Annotated in this window: 18 protein-coding genes; 8 read left to right on the top strand and 10 right to left on the bottom strand. The window is 41.4% G+C overall.

Annotated elements, in window-relative coordinates:
* Positions 1–104 precede the first annotated feature (104 nt).
* From ABJF11_RS13810 to infC, 5 genes are all read right to left on the bottom strand, one after another.
* Positions 105–737 (bottom strand): response regulator transcription factor, encoded by a 633-nt coding sequence (locus ABJF11_RS13810; RefSeq protein WP_348120463.1) that lies wholly within the window; start codon positions 735–737, stop codon positions 105–107.
* Positions 734–2,788, bottom strand: a complete 2,055-nt coding sequence (locus ABJF11_RS13815) for a tetratricopeptide repeat protein (RefSeq protein WP_348120464.1) — start codon at positions 2,786–2,788, stop codon at positions 734–736. Before ABJF11_RS13815 ends, ABJF11_RS13810 begins: the two co-directional genes overlap by 4 nt.
* A 168-nt stretch (positions 2,789–2,956) precedes the next feature.
* Entirely contained in the window at positions 2,957–3,301 is a 345-nt protein-coding gene (gene rplT, locus ABJF11_RS13820) for a 50S ribosomal protein L20 (protein WP_348120465.1), read from the bottom strand.
* A 100-nt stretch (positions 3,302–3,401) separates the two neighbouring features.
* A complete protein-coding gene (rpmI, locus tag ABJF11_RS13825; RefSeq protein WP_084373962.1) occupies positions 3,402–3,596 on the bottom strand; it encodes a 50S ribosomal protein L35 in 195 nt (64 codons plus the stop codon).
* A gap of 20 nt (positions 3,597–3,616) precedes the next feature.
* Positions 3,617–4,177 carry a translation initiation factor IF-3 gene (gene infC, locus ABJF11_RS13830; RefSeq protein ID WP_348120519.1) on the bottom strand — a complete coding sequence of 187 codons (561 nt, stop codon included), beginning with the start codon at positions 4,175–4,177 and terminating at the stop codon, positions 3,617–3,619.
* Positions 4,178–4,494: 317 nt separating this feature from the next.
* Between infC and ABJF11_RS13835 the strand changes: the two genes are divergently transcribed.
* Genes ABJF11_RS13835 through ABJF11_RS13850 form a run of 4 tightly spaced genes read left to right on the top strand, consistent with a single transcriptional unit; the run spans position 4,495 to position 8,643 of the window.
* A complete protein-coding gene (locus ABJF11_RS13835; RefSeq protein ID WP_348120466.1) occupies positions 4,495–4,731 on the top strand; it encodes an acyl carrier protein in 237 nt (78 codons plus the stop codon).
* A 32-nt stretch (positions 4,732–4,763) separates the two neighbouring features.
* Positions 4,764–6,017 carry a beta-ketoacyl-ACP synthase II gene (gene fabF / locus ABJF11_RS13840; RefSeq protein ID WP_348120467.1) on the top strand — a complete coding sequence of 418 codons (1,254 nt, stop codon included), beginning with the start codon at positions 4,764–4,766 and terminating at the stop codon, positions 6,015–6,017.
* Between the two features lie 24 nt (positions 6,018–6,041).
* The gene (gene rnc, locus ABJF11_RS13845) at positions 6,042–6,755 is read left to right on the top strand and encodes a ribonuclease III (RefSeq protein ID WP_348120520.1); all 714 of its coding nucleotides are present in this window, start codon (positions 6,042–6,044) and stop codon (positions 6,753–6,755) included.
* 19 nt (positions 6,756–6,774) lie between these two features.
* On the top strand, positions 6,775–8,643 hold the full coding sequence (locus ABJF11_RS13850) for a nitrilase-related carbon-nitrogen hydrolase (RefSeq protein ID WP_348120468.1): 1,869 nt from the start codon (positions 6,775–6,777) through the stop codon (positions 8,641–8,643).
* 479 nt (positions 8,644–9,122) lie between these two features.
* On the opposite strand, the gene ABJF11_RS13855 is transcribed toward ABJF11_RS13850, so the two are convergent.
* A complete protein-coding gene (locus ABJF11_RS13855; protein WP_348120469.1) occupies positions 9,123–9,617 on the bottom strand; it encodes a hypothetical protein in 495 nt (164 codons plus the stop codon).
* 164 nt (positions 9,618–9,781) lie between these two features.
* On the opposite strand from ABJF11_RS13855, the gene ABJF11_RS13860 reads away from it, so the two are divergent.
* Positions 9,782–9,925: a hypothetical protein gene (locus ABJF11_RS13860; protein ID WP_348120470.1), complete on the top strand. Its 144-nt coding sequence runs from the start codon at positions 9,782–9,784 to the stop codon at positions 9,923–9,925.
* 163 nt (positions 9,926–10,088) lie between these two features.
* Here the strand turns inward: ABJF11_RS13860 and ABJF11_RS13865 are convergent, their stop codons facing one another.
* Positions 10,089–11,876: a hypothetical protein gene (locus ABJF11_RS13865; protein ID WP_348120471.1), complete on the bottom strand. Its 1,788-nt coding sequence runs from the start codon at positions 11,874–11,876 to the stop codon at positions 10,089–10,091.
* 538 nt (positions 11,877–12,414) lie between these two features.
* On the opposite strand from ABJF11_RS13865, the gene smc reads away from it, so the two are divergent.
* Complete coding sequence (smc, locus tag ABJF11_RS13870; RefSeq protein WP_348120472.1) at positions 12,415–15,963, top strand: chromosome segregation protein SMC; 3,549 nt, start codon at positions 12,415–12,417, stop codon at positions 15,961–15,963.
* A gap of 24 nt (positions 15,964–15,987) precedes the next feature.
* Here the strand turns inward: smc and ABJF11_RS13875 are convergent, their stop codons facing one another.
* Together ABJF11_RS13875 and ABJF11_RS13880 are read right to left on the bottom strand one after the other, a co-directional pair.
* A complete protein-coding gene (locus ABJF11_RS13875) occupies positions 15,988–16,398 on the bottom strand; it encodes a DoxX family protein (protein ID WP_348120473.1) in 411 nt (136 codons plus the stop codon).
* A 92-nt stretch (positions 16,399–16,490) separates the two neighbouring features.
* Positions 16,491–17,255, bottom strand: a complete 765-nt coding sequence (locus ABJF11_RS13880; protein WP_348120474.1) for a LytTR family transcriptional regulator DNA-binding domain-containing protein — start codon at positions 17,253–17,255, stop codon at positions 16,491–16,493.
* A gap of 371 nt (positions 17,256–17,626) precedes the next feature.
* Here ABJF11_RS13880 and ABJF11_RS13885 point away from each other — a divergent pair, with 371 nt between their 5' ends.
* The gene (locus ABJF11_RS13885) at positions 17,627–18,034 is read left to right on the top strand and encodes a GNAT family N-acetyltransferase (RefSeq protein ID WP_348120475.1); all 408 of its coding nucleotides are present in this window, start codon (positions 17,627–17,629) and stop codon (positions 18,032–18,034) included.
* Positions 18,035–18,051: 17 nt separating this feature from the next.
* Complete coding sequence (locus ABJF11_RS13890; RefSeq protein WP_348120476.1) at positions 18,052–18,675, top strand: hypothetical protein; 624 nt, start codon at positions 18,052–18,054, stop codon at positions 18,673–18,675.
* A 506-nt stretch (positions 18,676–19,181) separates the two neighbouring features.
* On the opposite strand, the gene ABJF11_RS13895 is transcribed toward ABJF11_RS13890, so the two are convergent.
* Positions 19,182–23,402: a CHAT domain-containing tetratricopeptide repeat protein gene (locus ABJF11_RS13895; protein ID WP_348120477.1), complete on the bottom strand. Its 4,221-nt coding sequence runs from the start codon at positions 23,400–23,402 to the stop codon at positions 19,182–19,184.
* Positions 23,403–23,505: the final 103 nt, after the last annotated feature.

Here is a 23,505-nt window from a genome sequence, read left to right on the forward strand (position 1 = left end):
AAGTTCTTCGATCATAAAGAAGAGTTCATCAGGGAAACACCTGATTTCCAACTAAGGGAATACCCTTAGTCACCTACAACTAGTGGATGAAGTATTTCTGGGAATTAAACCAGGTTGTGTGACAATGCAAATTTGGTCAAACCTACTGCCGAGCTTGTATTAGTTTTTCGGAAAATATTACGCTTGTGAGTCTCTACGGTTTTTTCACTAATACAAAGTTCATCGCCTATCTGACGATTAGTTCTTTCTTGTACAATGAGTTTAATAATTTCAATTTCTCGTTCACTTAAGTGATCAATTGGAGTAGGGTTTTTTATCTCATCCACGAGCATTTCAGTAATGGCATCACTCACGAATGTTTGACCGTTTGAAACTGCTTTTATAGCATCTACCAGCTCATTGTGCGTAGAGCGTTTCAAAACATATCCATCAGCTCCCAATTTCAACACCTCTTTGATTACATGTTTTTCTTCATGCATGCTCAGTGCTACGATCCTAAGATTTGAATTGATACTCTTCAATTTTGGGATCAACTCAGTCCCTCTCATTTGTGGCATGTTTACATCACAGATGGCTACATCCACTTTATGGTTACTTATGAGATCCAATGCCCTTTGATACCCCGAAGCAGTACCCACTACATGAAAGTTTTTTTTGTGATTGAGGAGCTCAACCACTCCATCAATCAATATTTGATGGTCATCGATGATAATGATATTAATAGTATCTGATATCATGCCACTTTTTTATTTTCAACCAGGTAAGGAACAATAATCGATACGGTAGAATTAGCTTGCCCAACTTGGCTGTCTATATCTACAGATCCATTCATAAGATCCAAACGAGAGACTATATTCCTCCAACCATTTCCATTACCCAAAGTGAGTACTTCTGTATCAAATCCGACACCATTATCCTCTACCAAAATATTCAACTCGCCTTCTAAACCAGTCAAGCTTATATTGACGTGTGAAGCAGAAGCATACTTCAGTATATTACTCAAAATTTCCTGCAATATTCGGTACAAGGCCACTTTATGCGAGGCAATTGCTGCTTCGTCAACCTCAAATGCCTGTACTTTAATATTAATGATTCCTAATTGATTGAGCTGATTACTCAGTTCATCCACCGCTTCAATCAATCCATGTTCTACCAAGGTTTGAGGCATCAAATTAAAAGCGATGTTCTTCAACGAATCGTACATTTTGTCTAATATTTGATTAGCCTCAGAATCTTTGCCAAAATTTTGATTTACCTTAAGTCTAAGCGCTGAAATGAGCTGACCAAAATCATCATGAAGATCCATGGCAAATCGTGCACGCTCTGCTTCTTGAGACTGAATCACTGCATTTATTTGTTCTGTCTTAGCTACATGTCGTTGAGATTCCAGAGCAATTCGCTGATGATAGATTTTCCTTTTGTAAAACATAAATCCGACGGAAAACAACAATACACTTCCTATTCCAATGGCCAAAAAGAACAACTTATTTCGCTCTATAATTGCCGCTTGCAGTCTAGTCTCATGATTGAGTAAGTTGATCCTATGCAAGTGTTTTTCATTTTGATACTTGGACTCCAAGTCTGTTACCTTTTCTTTAGTTTCCACTTTGTTTACACTATCAGATAATATAATGTGCTTTACTAGATAATCATAGGCCAAACTATTTTTCTCTATGGCCCGATTTGCTGTAGCCAGAGATTTATAACTATCAATCAACACGACAGCAAATGATAGAGAGGCAGCTTTCTGATTGGCTTCTTTCAGATTTTTTATCGCACTTTTATACTTCTTTTGAATCAAATACACTTTCCCCAGACCATTTAGAGCTGATGCTTGGTGCCATTCATCATCCAATTTTTCAGCTATAGACATTCCCAGTTGATAGTAATACCTACTACTATCCAGCAGATTCTTGGCCAAATACAAAGCACCTATATTTATGCTAGATTCAGAAATTCCAATTTCATCACCTATCTCCTTGGCTATCTGTAGGCTTCTCAAATACTGGTCTTTCGACTTCTCATATTGACCTAATTCCTTCAATGAACCAGCCAAGTTTCCCAAACCAATAGCTAAACCCTGCTTATTATCTATCAAACTGTCAATAGCTATGCTCACTTCATAATATCTTTTTGCCTCCTCAAATTCTCCAATCGAGAAAAACATATCGCCAATATTACTGTAGTCAATACCCAGATAACTAGAATCTTCAAGTGCCTCATCAATAGCAACCACAATCATATAATTTTCCATGGCCTTTTCGTACTGGCCTAATGCTCGATATATATTCCCAAGTGCGGTGTACTTTCCTGACATTCTCACACTGTCATTCCTTCCAATATCTAATGCAAGACCAGACTGAGCAAAATATAAAGCAGAATCATTGTTACCTCTTGCTTTTTCCAGATTAGCAAGGTTCAGATAAGCAGTGGAAATTTGTGAGGTATCTGACAACTGGTTCCAAATACTTAACGCCTTGCTATAAAACAATTTGCTTGAATCGTAATTTCCTTGTTTTCTATATATGACTCCAATTGTATTGTAGGAAAAACCCTGACCTTTCAGATATTTACCATCCAATGCCAGACTATTTGCTAATCGCGCATATTCCATTGCCATACCATAGTCACGATACAGATATTTCCACGCTGAATCTTCAACGATTTTGACTTGTTTGGAAATGGAGCTGTCTCTGATTTGTTCGAGCAAGGGCCTAAAATTTTGAGAATTTGCCGAAATACTCAAACCAAGAAGCCATACGGCTAAAATAAATTGTTTGATAGTCATCGAATGAGTTTTATATCTTGGTGACATAATATCTTACTTTTTAATGAATTATCAAATTTCCTCAAGGCTTCTCATTTAGAACTAACAACCGCACCGTTTCTAAAAACTGGCATAAAAAAACCCTGATGGTTACCATCAGGGTTTTAATATCTATAAAACAGTTTCAGTCTATTTCAGCTGATCTATTACAGACTTAAAAGCTTCTGGATGATTCATCGCTAAATCAGCCAATACTTTTCTATTCAGTTCGATGTTAGAGGCAGTCAATTTTCCCATAAACTGAGAATAAGACAATCCGTGCTCTCTAGCTCCTGCGTTGATTCTTTGAATCCACAATTTTCTGAATTCTCTTTTCTTAACTTTTCTGTCTCTGTATGCATAGTTGAGACCTTTTTCAACGGCATTTTTTGCTACCGTCCATACATTTTTTCTTCTTCCAAAATAGCCCTTGGCTAATTTCAGAACCTTTTTCCTGCGAGCTCTACTCGCTACTGTGTTTACCGATCTTGGCATAATTTTTAACTTTTTTTGATTATTGGCGACCTTGCTTTTGCACGATACTTATGACCAATACTCTGGTGAAAATTTGAACCTAATCTCGCCCTGGGCCAGATTAAATGTTGAGCATTTCTTTAACATTAGCTACATCCGACTTATGGACTAATCCCATTTTAGTCAGGTTTCGCTTCTGCTTGGTTTCTTTTTTAGTCAGAATGTGGCTTTTGAAAGCATGCTTTCTTTTGATTTTACCAGACCCTGTCAGTTTAAACCTCTTTTTAGCTCCTGCTTTAGTTTTAACTTTTGGCATTTGTATATATTGATAAAAAATTAATTCTTCTTTTGAACTTTAGGAGAGAGCATCAAAAACATTCGTTTTCCTTCCAACTTGGGTAGCTGCTCAACCTTGGCATAGTCTTCAAGAGATTGAGCAAATTTCAGAAGTAATATCTCCCCTCTATCCTTGAACACAATGGTTCTTCCTACGAAATGCACGTAAGCTTTCACTTTCGCACCTTCTCTTAGGAATTTGATGGCATGATTCAATTTGAAATTAAAATCATGATCATCGGTATTAGGACCAAATCTAATTTCCTTAAGCACACTTTTGTGCGCTTTCGATTTGATCTCTTTTTGTTTCTTTTTCTGTTCGTACTTAAACTTAGAGTAATCAGTAATCTTACAAACCGGAGGATCTGCATTCGGAGATATCTCTACTAAATCCAACCCTTGATCCTTGGCCATTTCGATAGCACGTGAAGTAGGATACACATCGACCTTAACGTTTTCACCTACTACCCTAACTTCTCTGGCAGTAATTCGGTCATTTACTTTGTAGGGTTCTTCAACACGACCTCTAAAGCCACGTTTTTGGAATCTTTGTTTAGCGATTTTTACTTAAGTTTTAGATTTACAAAAATTTTCGAGCTGCAAATATCGACATAATTTGCAGAAATACAACATTCGGTGTTTGTATTAGGGTAAATAAATTAGGTAGAAAAAATGAACCCTTCGTAGCCCATTGACCTACTCTCCTTGTTCGCAATATATACCTTATTATAGGGTATCCAATTTTCATATCGGAAATACATCAAAATTAGCCTGTTTTAAGCATGTTTTTGAGGCTGGTTGAGATTGCATAAAATAGTTTGGCTTTAATCGTTTAAATATCTTTCTTTGCACAGATTTTTAAACCAAACAATAATAAAATGTCTGATATAGCACAAAAAGTTAAATCAATTATTATCGACAAATTAGGAGTAGAAGAGTCTGAGGTAAACAACGAAGCAAGTTTTACTAACGATCTTGGTGCTGACTCTTTAGATACTGTCGAATTGATTATGGAATTTGAAAAAGAATTCAACATCTCAATTCCAGACGATCAAGCTGAGAATATTGGTACTGTAGGACAGGCTGTTGAATACCTAGAAGCAAACGCAAAATAAATTAAACATACCTAAACAGGGAACTAGCATTTATGCAATTAAAGCGAGTTGTAGTTACCGGCATTGGAGCTCTCACACCTATAGGAAATAATGCCGCAGAATATTGGCAGGGACTTTCTAAAGGTGTGAGCGGCGCTGCTCCCATCACCCGTTTTGACGCGGGAAAATTCAAAACCCAATTTGCATGTGAAGTGAAAAATTACGACCCAAACGATCACTTTGATCGTAAGGAAGCTCGTAAAATGGATCTATTCACTCAGTTTGCTCACATTGTGGCAGACGAAGCTATTTTGGATTCTGGTCTTGAGGTCGACAAAATCGACAGCAACAGGGCTGGAGTGATTTGGGGTGCCGGTATTGGTGGATTGAAAACCTTTCAAGACGAAGTAATGAACTTCGCCGCGGGAGATGGAACCCCACGATACAACCCGTTCTTCATACCGAAGATGATTGCTGACATTGCTCCTGGTATGATTTCTATTAAGTATGGATTTAGAGGTCCTAACTTTACCACAGTGAGTGCGTGTGCTTCTGGCACCAACGCTATCATTGACTCATACAACTACATTCGATTAGGAATGGCAGATGTATTTATTACTGGCGGATCAGAAGCTGCAGTATGCGAATCTGGCGTCGGAGGATTTAATGCACTCAAAGCATTATCCGAAAGAAATGACTCTCCAGAGACTGCTTCGAGACCATTTGACAAAGACAGAAATGGATTTGTCCTGGGAGAAGGGGCTGCTTCTCTGATTTTAGAGGATTATGACCACGCAGTAGCGCGAGGTGCAAAAATATATGCTGAATTGATCGGTGGCGGTATGTCAGCCGATGCTCACCATATGACTGCTCCTCACCCCGAAGGTATCGGCGCTACCAACGTGATGATCAATGCCCTTAAAGATGCAAACCTGAAACCCGAAGATGTGGATTATATCAATGTTCATGGGACATCGACACCACTGGGAGATATCAGCGAATCAATGGCGATTCAGAATGTGTTTAAGGAGCATGCCTACAATCTCAATATCTCGTCTACGAAATCAATGACCGGCCACCTACTTGGAGCTGCCGGAGCCATAGAGGCTGCAGCCTGCATCATGGCCATCAAAAATAGTGAGGTACCACCCACTATCAATCATTTCACAGACGATGAGCAGTTTGACTCAAAATTGAACTTCACATTTAACAAATCCCAAAAAAGAGATATTAAAGTTGCTTTGAGCAATACATTCGGATTCGGAGGCCACAATACTTCCATCATATTCCGTAAATTTGAGGGTTAATTTTGTGATATTAAGTTAAAGAAGCTGCTATTTAGAAATTCTAAGGATCGGAAATTTGCTACACTACTTAAGCGTATTGTTGGATTCAATCCGTCCAATCTAAAACTTTATGCCCTAGCCATGAGACACAGTTCCTTGGCTCAGGAGAGTAGAAAGGGATTCTTGGAATCCAACGAACGACTGGAATATCTCGGTGACGCTGTGCTGGGCATGGCCGTAGCCGAATACCTTTTTAACAAATATCCCTTCAAGCATGAAGGATTCCTCACCGAAGTACGTTCCCGACTTGTCAACCGAGAACACCTCAATCAACTCGCGAAAAAAATAGGTCTCGCCGATGTCATCAAGTACAATGGACAACTGAAGGCCAATGGACAATCGTTTAAATCCATCTACGGAGATGCACTTGAAGCCCTTGTAGGAGCCATATATCTCGACAAAGGTTATCTAAACACCAAATCCTTCATTTTCAAAAAATTAATCATCCCTCATATCGATTTGGATGAGGTCATCAGCACTGATACCAACTTTAAAAGTAAAATCATTGAATGGTCTCAGAAGGAGAATAAAGATCTTAGATTCGAGGTGGAAGAGCATTCTACAGAAAAACATTTCAAGAAATTTGAAGCCAAAGTATTTGTAGGTAAAAAGCAAATCAGCATTGGCCACGGATTGAGCAAGAAAAAAGCTGAACAGAATGCGGCCGAAAAATCCTGCGAAATTCTTAATATTGATTAGAATTTTCTAAATCATATCCATGAGCCAAGTCAGAATCGGAGGTGCCTGCCTCAATCAAACCCCACTGGATTGGGAAAACAACCTCACCAACATCGCAGCGGCGATTCGCGAGGCAAAAGCTCATCAAGTCAAAATTCTTTGCCTTCCAGAATTGTGCATCACTGCCTATGGCTGTCAGGATTTGTTTTTGCATGACTGGGTTGTCGATGAAGCAATGGCACAATTAGACCAGATTGCTCCGCTATGCTCCGACATCGCAGTAGCAGTGGGATTGCCGGTTCGCTATAATCGGAAAACATACAATACGACTTGTCTGATCCAAAATGGAGAAATCCTGGGGTTTTATGCTAAACAAATTTTGGCTAATGACGGCATTCACTATGAGCACCGTTGGTTTGCACCCTGGCAAGGAGGCGTAACCGCTACACTCGAGTATAATGGTAGAACCTATGAGATTGGCGATGTCACTTTTCATATAGAAGGTATCCACATCGGATTCGAAATCTGCGAAGACGCATGGAATCAGGAGCGGCCCGCATGCAGACTCTTGGAGAAAAACGTAGAACTGATATTGAATCCCAGCGCAAGCCACTTTGCCTTCGGTAAGCACAAAATCAGAGAAAATCTGATTGTATCAAGTAGTAAAATATTCAAATGTCACTATCTATACGTCAACCAACTCGGTAATGAATCCGGACGCGTAATATATGACGGCGATATTATTCTCGCAAGCCATGGGCAACTCTTAGCCACTATAGAAAGGCTTTCCTTTCTGCCCATTCAGCTTCTTCATTACGACATAGACACAAAATCTAGTAGCTACCCCTCGATCACTGCCACAGACCATTCTGACAACAATCATGATTTTGCGAAAGCGGCTTCTCTTGCCCTCTTTGACTACCTGCGCAAGAGTGGAGCCAAGGGTTACGCGCTTTCCTTGAGTGGCGGGGCAGATAGCTCAACTCTCGCAGTACTAGTGGCTGAGATGGTACGCAACGGTACCCAAACACTTGGGGTAGAAAGGTTTCTAAGCAGCATACAAAAGTCTATAAAATTGGACACTCAGCTTCAGGATTCCGAAGCCATCAAAAAAATCACGCATGAAATCCTGATAACGGCCTACCAAGGCACAAAAAATTCATCCGAGGATACGCTAAATTCAGCGCGACTGCTGGCAGAATCCATAGGTGCTAGTTTTAAACAATGGGAGATAGATGCTGTGGTAGAATCCAATCATGAGATCATAGAAACTGCCCTAGGCAGACGTTTGTCTTGGACGCAAGATGACATCGCCATGCAAAACATCCAAGCTCGGGTCAGGTCTCCTTTGATCTGGATGATAGCCAATATTACCGGGTCTATATTACTGACTACCTCCAATCGTAGCGAAGGTGATGTGGGTTATACTACTATGGATGGTGATACAAGTGGTAGCCTGGCACCCATTGCCGGTGTGGATAAACCATTTCTACTGCAATGGCTCCAATACGCGGAAAAAGAGCTTGGCTATACCGGGCTATCTGCAGTGAATAGCCTTACGCCTACTGCCGAACTCAGGCCCAAGAGCCAAACACAAACTGACGAGGATGATTTGATGCCTTACCCCATTTTATTACAAATAGAAAGATTGGGTATCTATCAACGAAAATCGCCTATAGAGGTGTATGAGACGCTGGTCAAAGTGCTCTCAATCGATAGAAAAGTATTAAAAGGCTACATCAGAAAGTTTTATCGCCTCTGGTCGATCAACCAATGGAAAAGAGAACGTCTGGCTCCTTCTTTTCATTTGGACGATTTCAATGTAGATCCAAAAACCTGGTGTAGATTCCCAATTTTATCCGGTGGGTTCACTGAAGAGTTGAAGAGGATGGATGAAATCCCAGATTGAGCATCCAAAAGTCATTCAATCATACTTATTTGTCATTTCGAATGGAGGCTCTGCCAGAAAGAGAAATCTATAGACAAGCTTATGGCCATGCTGATTTGAAATAGTCGATCTTGATGAATTGTATAGATTTCTCCTTGGGTCGAAATGACAAAAGAGGTCGAAATGACAAATGGCGGCCGATAGGACAATGGGCTATAAAACAATAGTACGATGAAACGACGGTGAAAGATCAAAGAAGATGCAAACAACATGCAACATTGAATTAAAGAACCAATCATACAATAATCCCCAGCTCGTACATATTTGTCATTTCGAATGGAGGCTCTGCCGGAAAGAGAAATCTATAGACAAGCTTATGGCCATGCTGATTTGAAATAGTCGATCTTGATGAATTGTATAGATTTCTCCTTGAGTCGAAATGACAAAAGGAGATCGAAATAACAAAGGAAGGCGGGGTGAAACAGACAGCAAATAGATGGTTAGTACTTCCTATCTAGGACTTCTTTGATGACTATCGCTCTTCGTATACCATCATAGTCTGCGAGCATCTCGCCCAAGTCAGCGGCCATTTCCGAATCCTCTTCTTCTACATCGAAGTGGTCATCTCTCAGAAATTCAGGTCTTTTCCTTTCTATCGGCTTGTGCGGTACAATATCTATCATTTCGTCTGGCTTGACTTCTTCGATATTTTGCTTTTGATAGTCTACCAGATCAGTGGCAAGTACGGGTTCAGGTTTGGTATGTTCGAGTGGTTTTGTTTTTTCTTTTTCCGAGAAATCTGGAATATTATCTCCTGCAAGCTCTTTTAAAATGTCTTCGAAGGTAGGAGCGGCTTTTTTCGGTCGGGCAGGTTTTTCTATTTCTTCATATTCATCAACCTCGCTCGGTATTTCTTGATTTTTCTTCTTTCCGAATAACTTACTCAGAAGGTAGATCACCCCAATCACCACATAATACAAGATAGAATCGTCCATGATTCAAATGTAGTTCAAATATTCAATTCTTACGAATTATCCTGAGGGATTGGAGGGAAGATTATTTGCATTCCGGGAAGTAGAAGATCTATTTTGATCGGTAGTCACCAATCTGATGCGTCCTTGCGAGCCTGCTCCTTCGCAGGGGAAGCAATCTCTTAATTATGAAATTCCTCGGTGGTTCGAGATCGCTTCGTTTTACTCGTGATGACGGAAACTACGAATATGAGTGCTTATTGTTTGTGCAGGATCACTTCACAGTGTTCGAGCTGACGGATACTTTGAATATGGGTGCATTCAAGCGGTGATGGCCACTATACCAAATACAGTTAATAAAAAGAAGAGCGATCCTGCAGACGGGAAAGTCAACAGGAAGCCCTTCATTCATCAGATTTACCTAGCCTAGTCTTACATTATTCTTTGGCAATTGGCATCTACCCGACCATCTTTATCTCTGCTTCTTTTAAGCCTTTATTCTTTTATCAGACTTTTCACGAGTAATTGTAGTTCATCCATTTGCTTTTGCTGTGCTTCGATCTGCTTGTTTTGCTCGATGGTATAGAGTGTGAGCTCTTCCACTTTCTTGAGCAGCTTTTGATCCATCTCTGGTAGCGACCATCCTCTCTCGGTCACTTCAGCTTTAGAAGGGATCCCTTCCAAATGGCCGTTCTTGCTAACAAAAGTCTCAACCGATGCCAATGAAGGTAACACATAGCTGCTTTCGAATACATAATCTGGCTGCGTCTCACCCCAATCATTAGAACCTGCCAAAGCCAGATCATTGGCTACCAGCCCCGAAGTAATCCACACACCAAAATTGCTATAGTAAGATTCACCAATTGATTCATTAGTAATTGGACTATATGTCGTGGTCTCGTCATTTTCGTCAGTCACGGTATAGCTGCTCACACTACCATTCTCACCACCAAACACCACTGTGCCGTCAATGCGTGCATCTATCGTGTTCGCAGTATTATCGCTTTCTATGTATAAAGACTCTTCATCAGTTCCTGACGGACCTATATGCAACTTCGCTTCGGGCTCAGTAGTACCGACGCCTACATTACCGTCCATGTTTATTATTCGATGATTGTTGTCAAATCCAGAACCCGCAATAATAAATATTTCTCCACTTCCATCTTCATTAATTGTGTTCATTATGTACCCAGTTTCGCCTACGGAGTCATTACCGAATGAAATCTGCCCACCATAATCTATTATCAAATCTCCGCTAGTTTTGATATTTCCCAAAGCAACAATACTTCCGAAAGCAATAATATCGGTTTCAGCTATAACACTACCATTGGTTGTAATATGACCGCGTACATCCAGCTTCTCGGTGGGAGCAGTTGTGCCGATGCCTACATTACCGTCCTTATGCACATAAAATTTGCTATTTTCTTTCCTTGCTGCCGAGTAGCCGATCCCCGTTGAATTCGTTGCAAATCCTATAGAAAAACCTTCGGTATTATCTGCATATGAGGTACCCGCAAACCACCCAAGAATATCGTTATTTGTAGTATTCATGAACATCCCAAGCCCACGATAGTCGTTCGCTCCTCCGTCCAGCAGAATTCGTGCACTCACCTCCTTGCTTCCAGTGTATCCTGATCCATCCAAATCGAGAGTAGTGGGTTCAATTCCGAGGCCTGTCGCCTTTACATTCCCAGCTACTTCAAGCTTTTCGGTGGGGTCCAATGTCCCGATGCCGACGTGGCCATTAGAAGAATTAATCGCTAATAATTCCTTTTCCACAACGATTTTATCATCGTAAAAACCATAAATCTGGTGTCTCAAGAGAAGCATCTGCCCATTTTCGGTACTAATATTTTCTGCAAAACTACTATTTTCGTTATCTAAATGGTTATTAACTTCTTTTTCTATACTGAAATTAAAAGTCGCAGTTCTATAAGTTGCTACCTCTTCAACGCTAAGAGTGTTAGCCCATATAGTTCGTATTGATGCCTTGGAATTTACAATCAAGGGATGGTCTAGATATACGCTTTGTTTAAACTTGATATTTTTAAAACTGACGTCTTCATTAAAAGCTACTGGCATATCCATTTCCCAGGAGTCAATGGTACCGCTCCACTGTGCAACTCCGTCTCCACTAATGTCATTATTGATGTTGAGTAGGAGTTTGTGATTAGATTGATCTCTATTAAATTTGTACTGGTTGTCGTTCCACGACTGAGCTATAGCCATGTTGGTGACCATTATCATAGAGCACACCACTCCTAGGATTTTGATTGATTTCATAGTTTTTTGTTTTATTATGTGAAAATATTTACTCACTGAATTCACTGAAAACCCTGACCTCCGACCCGAATAATACAGTGAATCAGTAATCGGGTATTTTCTTTTGCTCAGGAAAGCTACAGGTCGAGTAGAAATCACCTTCCAATTATATTATCTTATTGCATTTGCAAATTACCTTGGGCCAAGTCATGTATTCGGACTTTTTTATCAATGTATCGGTCAATTACCTAGATAAGAACTAGGCAAATAGACGTATCACTGCTTCGTCAATCACATACTGAGTCTACAAGTATAAATACCTACACAAATAGATAGTTGTAAATACAGAGGGATAATCGATGCATAAGTAATCGTCAGTCTCAATAGCCGCTGCCATGATTTTTTTTTGACGATCAATAGATTGCTTGATATGCCTAGTCAATCACCCTCATAAGCTTTTCATCATTGTGGTTTAAATGTTAATAAGTTTGAGATTTCTCCACGTTGACCTTTGGGAAATAATTTTAAATTTGGGGGTTCTGAAAAAAGTGATTATTCAATGCAACTGACCAAGTTAGAGATTAAAGGATTCAAGAGTTTTGGTGACAAAGTCGTTATCAATTTTGATGAGGGGATTACCGGGATCGTGGGTCCCAATGGCTGTGGTAAATCTAACGTGGTGGATTCGATCCGCTGGGTGCTGGGTGAGCAAAAGGTGAAGTCGCTTCGCTCTGAGAAAATGGACAATATTATATTTAACGGTACCAAAAACCGTAAACCCACGCAGCTTGCAGAAGTATCGCTGTCCTTTAAGAATACTAAAAACCTGCTCCCTACCGAATATTCCAATGTAACCATCACTCGTCGCTATTATCGCTCGGGGGAGAGTGAATATCAGCTCAATGGCGTTACCTGCCGACTGAAGGATATCACGAGCTTGTTTTTGGATACCGGGATCGCGTCCAATAGCTATGCGATCATCGAGCTGGGGATGGTGGACAACATACTCAACGACAAGGACAACTCTCGGAGAGGCTTGTTTGAAGAGGCCGCAGGAATTTCAAAATTCAAAATCAGAAAAAAAGAAACGCTACGCAAGCTCAACGATACAGACGCTGATCTGGATCGTGTCGAAGATTTATTGTTTGAGATAGACAAGAATCTAAAATCGCTGGAACGACAAGCTAAGCAAGCGCAGAAATACTATCAGGTCAAGGAAGATTATAAGACCTATAGCGTAGAACTGGCAAAAAGTACGCTTCAGCAGCAGAAAAAGAAGTTGGAATCTCTGAAATCAGCGTCTGAAGGCAACAATGATAAAAAAATAAGTCTCAACAAGCAGCTAGCTGAGAAGGAGGCGCAGGCTGAGAAGGCTAAAGTCGAGCTGGTGAACAAAGAAAAAACACTGGCCACCCGCCAGAAGTCGCTCAACGAACATGTAAACAAAATCAGGCAGTACGAGAGTGAAAAGAAAATCAAAAACGAGCGACTCAGGTTTTTGAATGATAAAAGTGACAACCTAAAGGAAATCATAGAGCAGGATCGTAAAAGTAGTGAGCGGGCCTCTTTTTCTATATCAAGTCTGAGCAATGAGAAGCTGACCTCTGAGAAAATATTAAGCGAGGTATTCCATAAACTAGAGTCCCTCAAAAAAGACTTCGAAGAAGAAAAAGAAAAAAATGAGGCGTTGAAAACCGAGGGTGAAGAGCTCAACCAAAATTTTACCAGTAAAAAGGAGGAAGTCTATCAGCTGATCAAATCACTCGAGATCAAATCCATCCAAGTGAGTGCACTCAAGCAGGAGCTCGAAAAGGCCGCTACCGACACGTCCACAAAGACAGAGAATCTTCAGAATTTTGAAAAGAGAATAGCAGAGATAGACAAAGAGAAAAAAGAAAAGCAGGAACAATTCGACTATCTAAAATCAAAAGACGAAGAGCTCAAAAATAGAATCACTCACTCCGAAAAGACGATAGAAGTGATCCGGGAAGAGATGACGCAGGTGAATCGAAAGCTGGATGCGTCACAAAACGAATACAATCTAACCAAGTCACTAGTAGACAACCTGGAGGGATTTCCGGAAGCAATCAAATTTCTAAAGAAAGAAACCAGCTGGAGTAAAAATGCCCCGCTCCTCTCCGATATCCTGACCTGTCCGGAGGAGTATCGGGTGACAGTAGAGAACTACCTCGAGCCGTATATGAACTACTACATCGTAGATACGGAGGCAGAAGCTTTCAATGCAATCAATATCCTCAGTGACGCTTCAAAGGGTAAGGCTCACTTTTTTATTCTGGATAGATTCGAGAAATTCAAATCTACGCAGACAGAAATCATGCAAAATGCTGTACCTGCTACAGAAGTCGTAGAATATGATCAAAAATACAAAAAGCTGATCGGGTATATCCTCGACAATGTCTACATCAGTAACTTCGCCGACTCCGAGGGTATAGACCACAGGGACACCGTGCTAATCACCAAAAATGGAAAGGTGATCGATAGACCTTTTAGCATATCAGGTGGGTCAGTCGGGCTTTTTGAAGGTAAAAGAATAGGCAGAGCCAAAAACCTCGAAAAATTGTCGTCATCGATCAAAAAACTGACTGCTAAACTCAACGAGGTCAAGTCAAATCTTGAAGAAAAAGTCGCCGATCTCAACAGACTGAAAGAGAGCAACTATGAGGAGCAGCTAGGGACAGTACAGACTGAGCTAGCCCAGATCAGTGAAGAATATGTATCGTTCACTACGAAACAAGAACAGTTTTCGAATTTGCTGACTGAGAATACTTCCAAAAGCGAAGACATCATAGACAACATCAATGCACTGAACGAGGAGATCGCTGAGCTGACTCCCAAAAAAGAAACTGAGCAGCAGCTGCTAAATGAACTGGAACTCAAAAACGGAAGCTTCAAGGAACAGCTAACTGCCTATAACGAACTGCTAAATGAAAAGTCTGCGGCGTTTAACCAGGAGAATATTCTCTACCATCAGCAGCAAAACAAAGTAGCGAGCGTAGCTCAAGAGATTTCCTACAAGGAGGCCAACCTGGCGTCCGCCAAAGAGCGAATAGAAAAAAATCAATCGGAGCTCAAGCAAACTGACGAAGAGATTCGCCAGCTCATCGAGAAGTCCGATTCTAATGACGATCAACTGATCGGCATGTACGAGGAAAAAGAATCCATCGAGGCCGCTGTCACCGAAGCCGAGAAAGCCTACTACGCCGAGCGAGAGCTAATAGAGACCGTAGAGAAAGAAGTGAGGGAGGTGCAGCGAGAAAGAGAGCAGACGGATATGAACACGATGGAGGTGCAAAACGAGCTCAACGAAACCCGGCTACAGCTCAGCGGAGTCAAAGAGCGCCTCTCGGTGGAGTTTAATATAGACATCGATCAGCTGCTCATAGACAACACCGCAGAAGACGAAAAATCCAAAGAGCTGGTGGGCATGAGCGAAGAAGAGCTACGTGCCAGAGTAGAAAAGCTCAAGAGCCGTATGGATACCATGGGACCGATCAACCCAATGGCGATGGAGGCTTACGAAGAAATCAAGGAGCGCCATGATTTCATCGTGACGCAGAAGGAAGATCTAAATAAGGCCAAAGAATCGTTGCTGGAAACCATCGGGGAAATAGACGCAGTGGCCAGGGAGACCTTCCTCGAAGCCTTCGAGAGCATCAAAACTAATTTCATCCGGGTGTTTAGATCGCTGTTTACAGAAGAAGATCAGTGCGATCTCAAGCTATCCAATCCGGACGATCCGTTGGAGTCTACGATAGAAATCATGGCCAAGCCCAAGGGCAAAAGACCATTGAGTATCAACCAGCTATCGGGTGGAGAAAAGACCCTCACAGCGACATCACTGCTATTTGCGATCTATCTGCTCAAACCTGCACCATTTTGTATCTTCGATGAGGTAGACGCTCCACTTGACGATGCCAATATTGACAAGTTCAACAATATCATTCGTGACTTCTCGACTGAGTCGCAGTTTATCATTGTGACCCACAACAAGCGCACGATGATATCTACCGATGTCATCTACGGGGTGACTATGGTAGAGCAGGGCGTATCGCGGGTGGTGCCAGTTGACTTGAAGGAATTGGCTTAGGCCAAAACAGAAAGCTAAAGTTTCCTACTGGAGATTCTGGTGATACTGACGATCATGAGGCAGAATACTGGCCAGGAATAGAAATGCTATCGCATTGAAAGCGATAGCCATTGCATCGTCCAGACTCGTACCAAAAATAATCCTCGTAGACAGCGCCCCAATCATCACTACAGCAAGTATCAGTGCTCCGAGCGGTCTGGTTTTGGGAATCAGGACCAGCAGCCCACCTCCCACTTCCAGCACCCCAATAAAAATCCGAAACCAAACAGGATACCCCCATCGAATAAAGGCTTTAGTCCACATGCCGTCAGGATCAAACTTACGAATGCCGTTTATACCCAATCTATAAGCCAGATAGGCGCCGAGTAGCCAGAGTAGAACAGGTTGAGTTTTGGTTAGAAAAATACGCAGATTGAGAATAGTTTTTGTGAGCATGTTTTGAAGTTTTTGTCTGCCCAAACATAAATATGTGGCCTGCGTCTAAGCAAAAAAATGTGGCGTATGGCAGCTATTCTGTGGCGAGTTACTTATCGATGCTTTTCGGTAATAATCTTAAGCTTGTCTTTGTAGCCCTTGCTCATTTTTAAGATACTACCATCGGCCATTGTGATTTGATAACCTCCATGAGGGTCTGTTTTCCAACCGACTACCTTCCGTGTATTGATAATGTACTTTCTATGAATTCGCTGAAAGGAAGCGGGGTCTAGAGAAGATTCCAGGTTGCCAATGGTTTCTCTGATCAGATACTTTTGCACATCCTGTGTCATGACCATTACATAGTTGTCATTGGATTCGAGATACAAAATGGCATCTACTTCGACGCTTATATACTGATCTTTTTGTCTGGCTGTCAACCGTTTCAGGTATTGTGGTGATTGGGAAGTGGCCACTCCCAGCAAAATCAAAGCAGCGTAGATGATAGAAAAGGTGAGTAGCACCTGAAGTCCGGAATGCTGGAGGGTAAATGTAAAACCGGACCAATAATGATACGATCTTGTACTGACCAGCCATTCCATCCAAGACAATAATGCTACATAAAGTAATACAAACACTAATGCCGAAATTCCCAAAACGACAGCTTTGCGCCAACCCTGAAAAACCCAGCTCCATGGGGCAATAAAAGCGATCCCAGAGAATGCGAGATACTCAAAAAATATTGGAATCAGCCCAAAAGTCGAAGGTCGTTGATAGTGGCTTGTGATCAAATAAACTTTGAAGGCCTCAGCCCCACCGAGTACAATAGCAATCATGATGATCAATACGAATGCCTGCTTGCTTCGACTCTGACTCATATTTGCTACTACATGACTAAATAATTTGATAACCAATCTGTTTTTGTCCACCGTACTTTTGAAGTTTAATTTTAGACAAAAATCTGCATAAATGGGTTACCAATCTCCAGATAGACTTGGGCTAATGACAAAACCCACCATGACGCCACTAGACCTTTTGAGATGCGCCTGATAACATTAGAACTTTCAAAATGTGATCTCCATCTAGTCCAGGCCTGATTTCGAAATTCCTACGAAATCAAGATCTGTTTGAAGCTCAGAAAACGGCAAATCATCCGGACCATTAATTAATTGAAAAATGGACCCATTTAGTGGTCCAGATTATTTCTAACTTGAATTTAGTATTGAAGGAATTCTAAGTGGAAATTGATATGATTACTTACAAAATAGAGAAGGACCTCAAGGTCTCAGAGTTTAAGGACGTGCTCATCCGCTCTACTTTGGGTGAGAGGAGACCCATAGAAAGTAGTGGCAGGTTGAAGAAAATGCTGGGAAATGGCAATCTCATAGCTACCGCCAGAAGGAATGGGATGCTTATCGGTATTGCACGCTCGCTAACAGATTTTTCGTTTTGCACCTATTTATCTGATCTGGCAGTAGACGAGGCATTCCAAGGGATGGGTATAGGCAAGGAATTAATCAGGCTTACAAAACTGGCTGCTCCTGAGGCCAGGCTCATTTTGCACGCCGCTCCCGATGCAGCAGCATATTATCCAAAAATCGGAATGAGAACGCTGGCACCATGCTACTCGCTAGCCAATGATGAGGATCTACTATAAGCTCAAAATTTGATATTATGAAAAAGAACGCACACCTATATTACCTACTGATCTTCAGTTATATCCTTGCAGTAGCTGGATGCCAGCAGCCAGTTTCAGAATCGGTTAATAAACAGATTGACTATGGAAAGTTAAATCCCGATGCTCCGAAAGAAACCATCCAACTGGGACAGCTAGTTGGGGAATGGCAATGCCTGTCCAAAGATCTGGTCACAATCAAACCCGATAGTAGTGTGTGGTATGAGAATGATGCCACCTGGACATGGGAGTATACCCTGGGAGGACATGCACTGATCAACCACTGGTGGCAGGAGGACAACTCCCCTACTGCCCGAACGGCCGAGTATTTTGCAGCAGGCATATTTATTGTAAATCCCGAAACTCACCTTTGGGAGGCAGTAGTGATGAACTCTCGTCCGCATAAGCTTTCTCCAAAATTTGAAATGGAATATATCGATCAGACGCTTCAAATGCATGATGGTACAGGTCAATGGTTAGTTACCTTCTATGATATAGGCGAGCAATCTTTTGAATGGAAATACGAACTCATTGATGAGCAAGGCCATCGAAAGACCATTAGTCGTATTTCGGCTCAACGAACAAGCTCATTTACATCGGACAATTCCAGGGCTATAGATTAGTACAAGATCTGGATTGGCGTTTAGATTTCTCCTATCGTCGAAATGACAAAAATAAGGTCGGAAGGACAGATCGATGTCGAAATAACAAAATTGGGATCGGAAAGACGGGGTAATAACAAGTTGGGTGAAAGAAAGTGGGTGAATGGGTAAAACTGAATGAATCGAAAATTTTGAGCAATAAATCTGGTTGAGAAACGACCAGTTTAACACAAAAATACTTCCTCATCGTCTCGATTTGTCATTTCGAGTGGAGGCTCGGCCGGAGCGAGAAATCTATACGGTGCCTAACACCATACTGATTTGTTGTTGTGGATTTTGATTTGAAGTATAGATTTCCTGCTATCGTCGAAATGACAAGAACAGGGTCAAAAGGACAGGCTGTAGCTTATCCATTCTTGTAGCCTTCCCTAAGAATAGGACAGTTTAAAAAGCTTGAATGCATTCGTCATACCTAAGACAAATGCATTCAAGCTTTTTTATGAGCTTACTACTATTTTCAATAACAATTAATCCAATCCTATCATGATAAATGGTCCCCAGAAAATCGGGTCCTTATATTCATCTCGAATTTCTTGTTTGGCTTGGATAAAGGAGGCTCGCTTGTCACCCGTTTCCAGCCATTTGGAGTAAAATTTCACCATCAGCTTTTGCGTGGCCTCATCCGAGACTTTGAACAAACTCATAATAATAGTACGTGCTCCAGCCACCAAAAACGCCCGTTGCAATCCAAAAACACCTTCGCCAGCCTGTATCTCCCCCAATCCTGTTTCGCAGGCAGAGAGCACCACAAGGTCTGTCTGGTCAAGGTTGAGATTCATGGCCTCGTAGGCTGTAAGAATTCCATCATCGAGATTAAAATTGGAAGTGGTCTCATTGAGAATGTCCCCTGCCCCACTCATCAGAAGCCCGGTTTTGAGGAGCGGGTTTTGCGCTGCCAGATTTTCGTTCATAGCAATATCCTCTGCGCTCAAATCAGCATCAGGCTGAAAAAATCCATGAGTGGCAATATGGAATATCTTAGGATTATTCATGGCTTTTATCGCTTGTTCTGTGGCTTCTACTTCCTTATGATCAGTAGTCACCCATCCATCTCGTCTCAGAAGATCTTTCAACTCTGTAACTTCCTTCTCCGTGCCTGGCAGCTGACCTATGACGTCTGGATTTCCACTACGAGTAGTCGCTCTACCAGTCCAATTCCCCGGTTTAGACGACACGTAATAAGTAGGGTTTCCAAACATGATGGCTGTATTGGCGTCTTGCACCACGTTTGGAGTAAGCTTGTCAAAATACAAATCTTTAGTATTACTCACTAAGATAATGTTTGACCGATCTAATACATAGCTACCATCTTCCAGTTTAATCGCTTCCAGGTTGAGCTGATTATAAACACCATCTGCTGATACATAAATGCGGCCCGGGTTACCGATCACATCTTGAATAGGTCTCCAGAAGTTGTCATATGATTTTTGATCTTCGATTCTGAACTTGATACTGTTTCTATATCGCATCAGGAATTTCGATTCCATATCCGCCCCGTTTTTCAGTAGAATTAGGCCAGGCGTGCTCTTCTTTTCGTTTTTCACATACATCACTGCATACATGATCGAGTCCTTGGAGAAACGGTGATCAAACACTCGAAATCTTACCATCTCAAGTGCGACTTCGTCAGGATTCAATGATTGCTGTACATCCTGCCAGGTGACCACTTTAGACTCAAATCCAGAGCTAAAATCCTCTGATTGCTGACTCAGCTGCTTCTCCAGGTTTTCTACCTCGGCCTGCAGTACATTGCCATCAATACCTGCCTGCGCCAGCTGATCCGAGCTCATGGATAATACCTGGGTCAAGGTCTCCTTTTTAGCTTCCCACTCACGATAGGTCGCAATCAGTTCTTCATTGCCTGATGACAATATTCGTTGTCTGATTTTGATAGATGAACTCAATAGCAATGCCTTGGTAAGCAAAGCATTATTGTATAGCGTACCTACGAGATCAGAGTTCTTTCTATTGTAGTTGATGACTATGGTATTGTAAAACTCATAGTCCTGCTTGATGGTATTCCAGAATTTAGCTTTCTCTCTTTCTGATAGCGACGGGAAGTAATCTTTGATAAATACAGCATAGTTACCAAGTACTTCTTCGATCGATTCCTGAGACTTTTTAATATCCCCTTGCATAAAATAGGTCTTGCTCATCTTGGAGAGTACCTTTACATACTCAGGATGGGATTTACTAAAGAAATCTTCATATAGTTTTTTTGCACTATCATAGTACTTTTCAGCTTCACTGTATTGTTTCTGACTGTAGTAAATATCACCCCTCAGAATATTGATGGTAGCGGCATTGATATTGTTTCTTCTGCCGATTCTTCTATCCCAAATGTTGGCAGCATCCTCTAGATATACAAAGGCTTCGTCATATCTTCCTTCTGCTACATAGACAATAGCAAGGTTTTTTAGCACTTCGGCATAATGTGGGTTTGATCCGCCCAGTTTTTTGCCAATGATGCTTTCCGCTCTAAGAAAAAGGTCCTCCACCTCTACGGTTGGCGCACTGCTATAGAATCGGACCAACGCCAGATCTGAAACGGCTCTTGCTACATCTATGTGATTTCTGCCAAACTGCTTTTCTCGTATTTCGATGACTCGTTCCAACTGGGTTTCCGCCACTTCATAGTCACCAATTGTCGTATTTATCTTAGCCAGTGTCACCAGCCCGGGAGTGATTTTTGAGGACTCGGGTCCAAAAATATCAAGTGTAATATCATAAGCTCTCTGGGCAATGGTTTCTGCTAAAGTATAATCTCCCAGTATCATTTTCAGTCTTGCCTGGAGAATCAGCGGATCACTTAAATGACGACTATTGGCACCGTATCTCCTCTCCTTCTTGGATAAATCTGAGTTGATAAGTTTTTCTGCGTCTCTGTATCTTCCAATATCGACGTATACTTCAGCGAGTTCGTCTTCAATGGCTATACCGGAGGTCTCTACAGTCCGGATCCCTTCCTTTTGAAGTTTCTCTGACTTGGAAATGTTGTCTTCCGCTTCGTCGTATTCACCCTTGATTGCAAATAATGTGGCTTGGGTAATCAGTGACTGAGCATAGTATCCGCCGGCAAGGGTCTTATCGGCTTTCTCAAGTATTCGAAGCGCTTCATTGATGTTTTCTTCTGCCTCACTATACTTTCCAATTTTGAATTGGAGATTGGCAATTTTGTCCAGCTCTATCGCATACTCCACATCTTCGTTGTCGTATTTTCTACGAGATGCTTCCAGCGCTACATCCAATATTGCTGACGCTTGATCGTACTGGTCATTCTCTTCATAGAAGACAGCTTGGTGGTCCAATATATCCACATAATCCAAATGACCTTCATGGATTTCTTTTTTTACAATTTGATCCCAACTGGTTTGATAGATAGCCAATGCCTCCTCAAATTTCTCAGTATAGTCCACATAGTAGTTAGCCAAGTGGATTTTAGTCAAATTGTATGCTGGCGACTCCTCTCCGTATAGGTTTTTCTTGATTTCCAGAATCTGAGTCAAATACTGATAGGAGTTGTCATGCCGCCCGTTGATCACAGCCACGCTATTGGCGAATTCTAGCATATCAATTCGCTTATGGTGATTTTTAGGGATTACAGACTCTGCTCCCAATATCTCCGCAACCTCGTTTTCAAGCCCTACATCCTTGCCTCCCAATAGGACATCGTAATCGATAGTCTCTAGCATCAAACTATTGAGGCTATTCTTATCGTAATATTGCTTGATTACCTTTTTGAATTCTGTGATGTGCGTATTGAGCTTAGCCTTATTGTTATTTTTGATATAACTTTTGATCAGTCGCTCTTTGATGCGAATAGTGACATAGTGAGACGGCAAATACTTACGAATGGTATTGACATATGCTTTTTCGTATAGATTGACCACTGCGTCTTTTTCCAGTCCATTTTCCTCAAGTAGAAGGGTGTTCAAATATTGATTTTCACTAAATAAGATATCTGCCTTACCAAGGTTTTTCTGAATCCACCGATCAGCATAGACGAAGGAGGAGTCGGCACTTAGGTAGTTTCCCATTTGACGATAGGCATCGCCCTTGAACATCATCATTCGGGCAAATTCTCTTTTTCTTTCCCTCACCACATTTTTTTTGGCTCCGTCATCTAGCAAGGCTCTGCCTTGATAAAAATCCATTTTACCATTGATCAGTTGGATAGCATCTGAGTAATACCCTCTACCTACTTTGATTTGTGCATCAAGTACATCTAGAGAAGCAGCGAGGTTTTCATCCATCTCTGCTGCCTCAAGGATAGCTTTGGCCTTTTCCAGATATTCGCTTGCCTTTACATAGTTTCCATAGAGAATCATGACCTCAGTGGATTCCTTCAATAGCAGTGCATGAACTTCTGAGTCGGCGCCGTTGACTACCTCACTCATCTCCAATCCTTCTGCTACGGACTGGTGCACTCCACCGAGGATACCCAAGGCGACATCATACTTAGCTTCTTTGATTCTGGCAATTGGTAAAAATTCGTTTACCCCACCAATTTTTTTCGTGGTCTGTTTTTTAATTTTCTCTATTTCAGATCTAGCACCGGGATAATTCCCCAATTCATACAGGTCATCTGCTTTCTCTAGTTTTTTATCATACTTAGTCTGGCCAAACGTGAGTGTACAGCTTACCAAAAGAAGTGTTGTGAATAGCGAAAGACACTTTAGATTTTTCATGTTGGATAAATTTAAAACTACAAGACAAACGTTGTTTAAAAGATCATCTTGTATACAGGTTCATTCTATAAAAATAAATAATTTTTGGTCAACTAAATGGGCT

Source organism: Reichenbachiella sp. (assembly GCF_039941815.1).
GTDB lineage: Bacteria > Bacteroidota > Bacteroidia > Cytophagales > Cyclobacteriaceae > Reichenbachiella.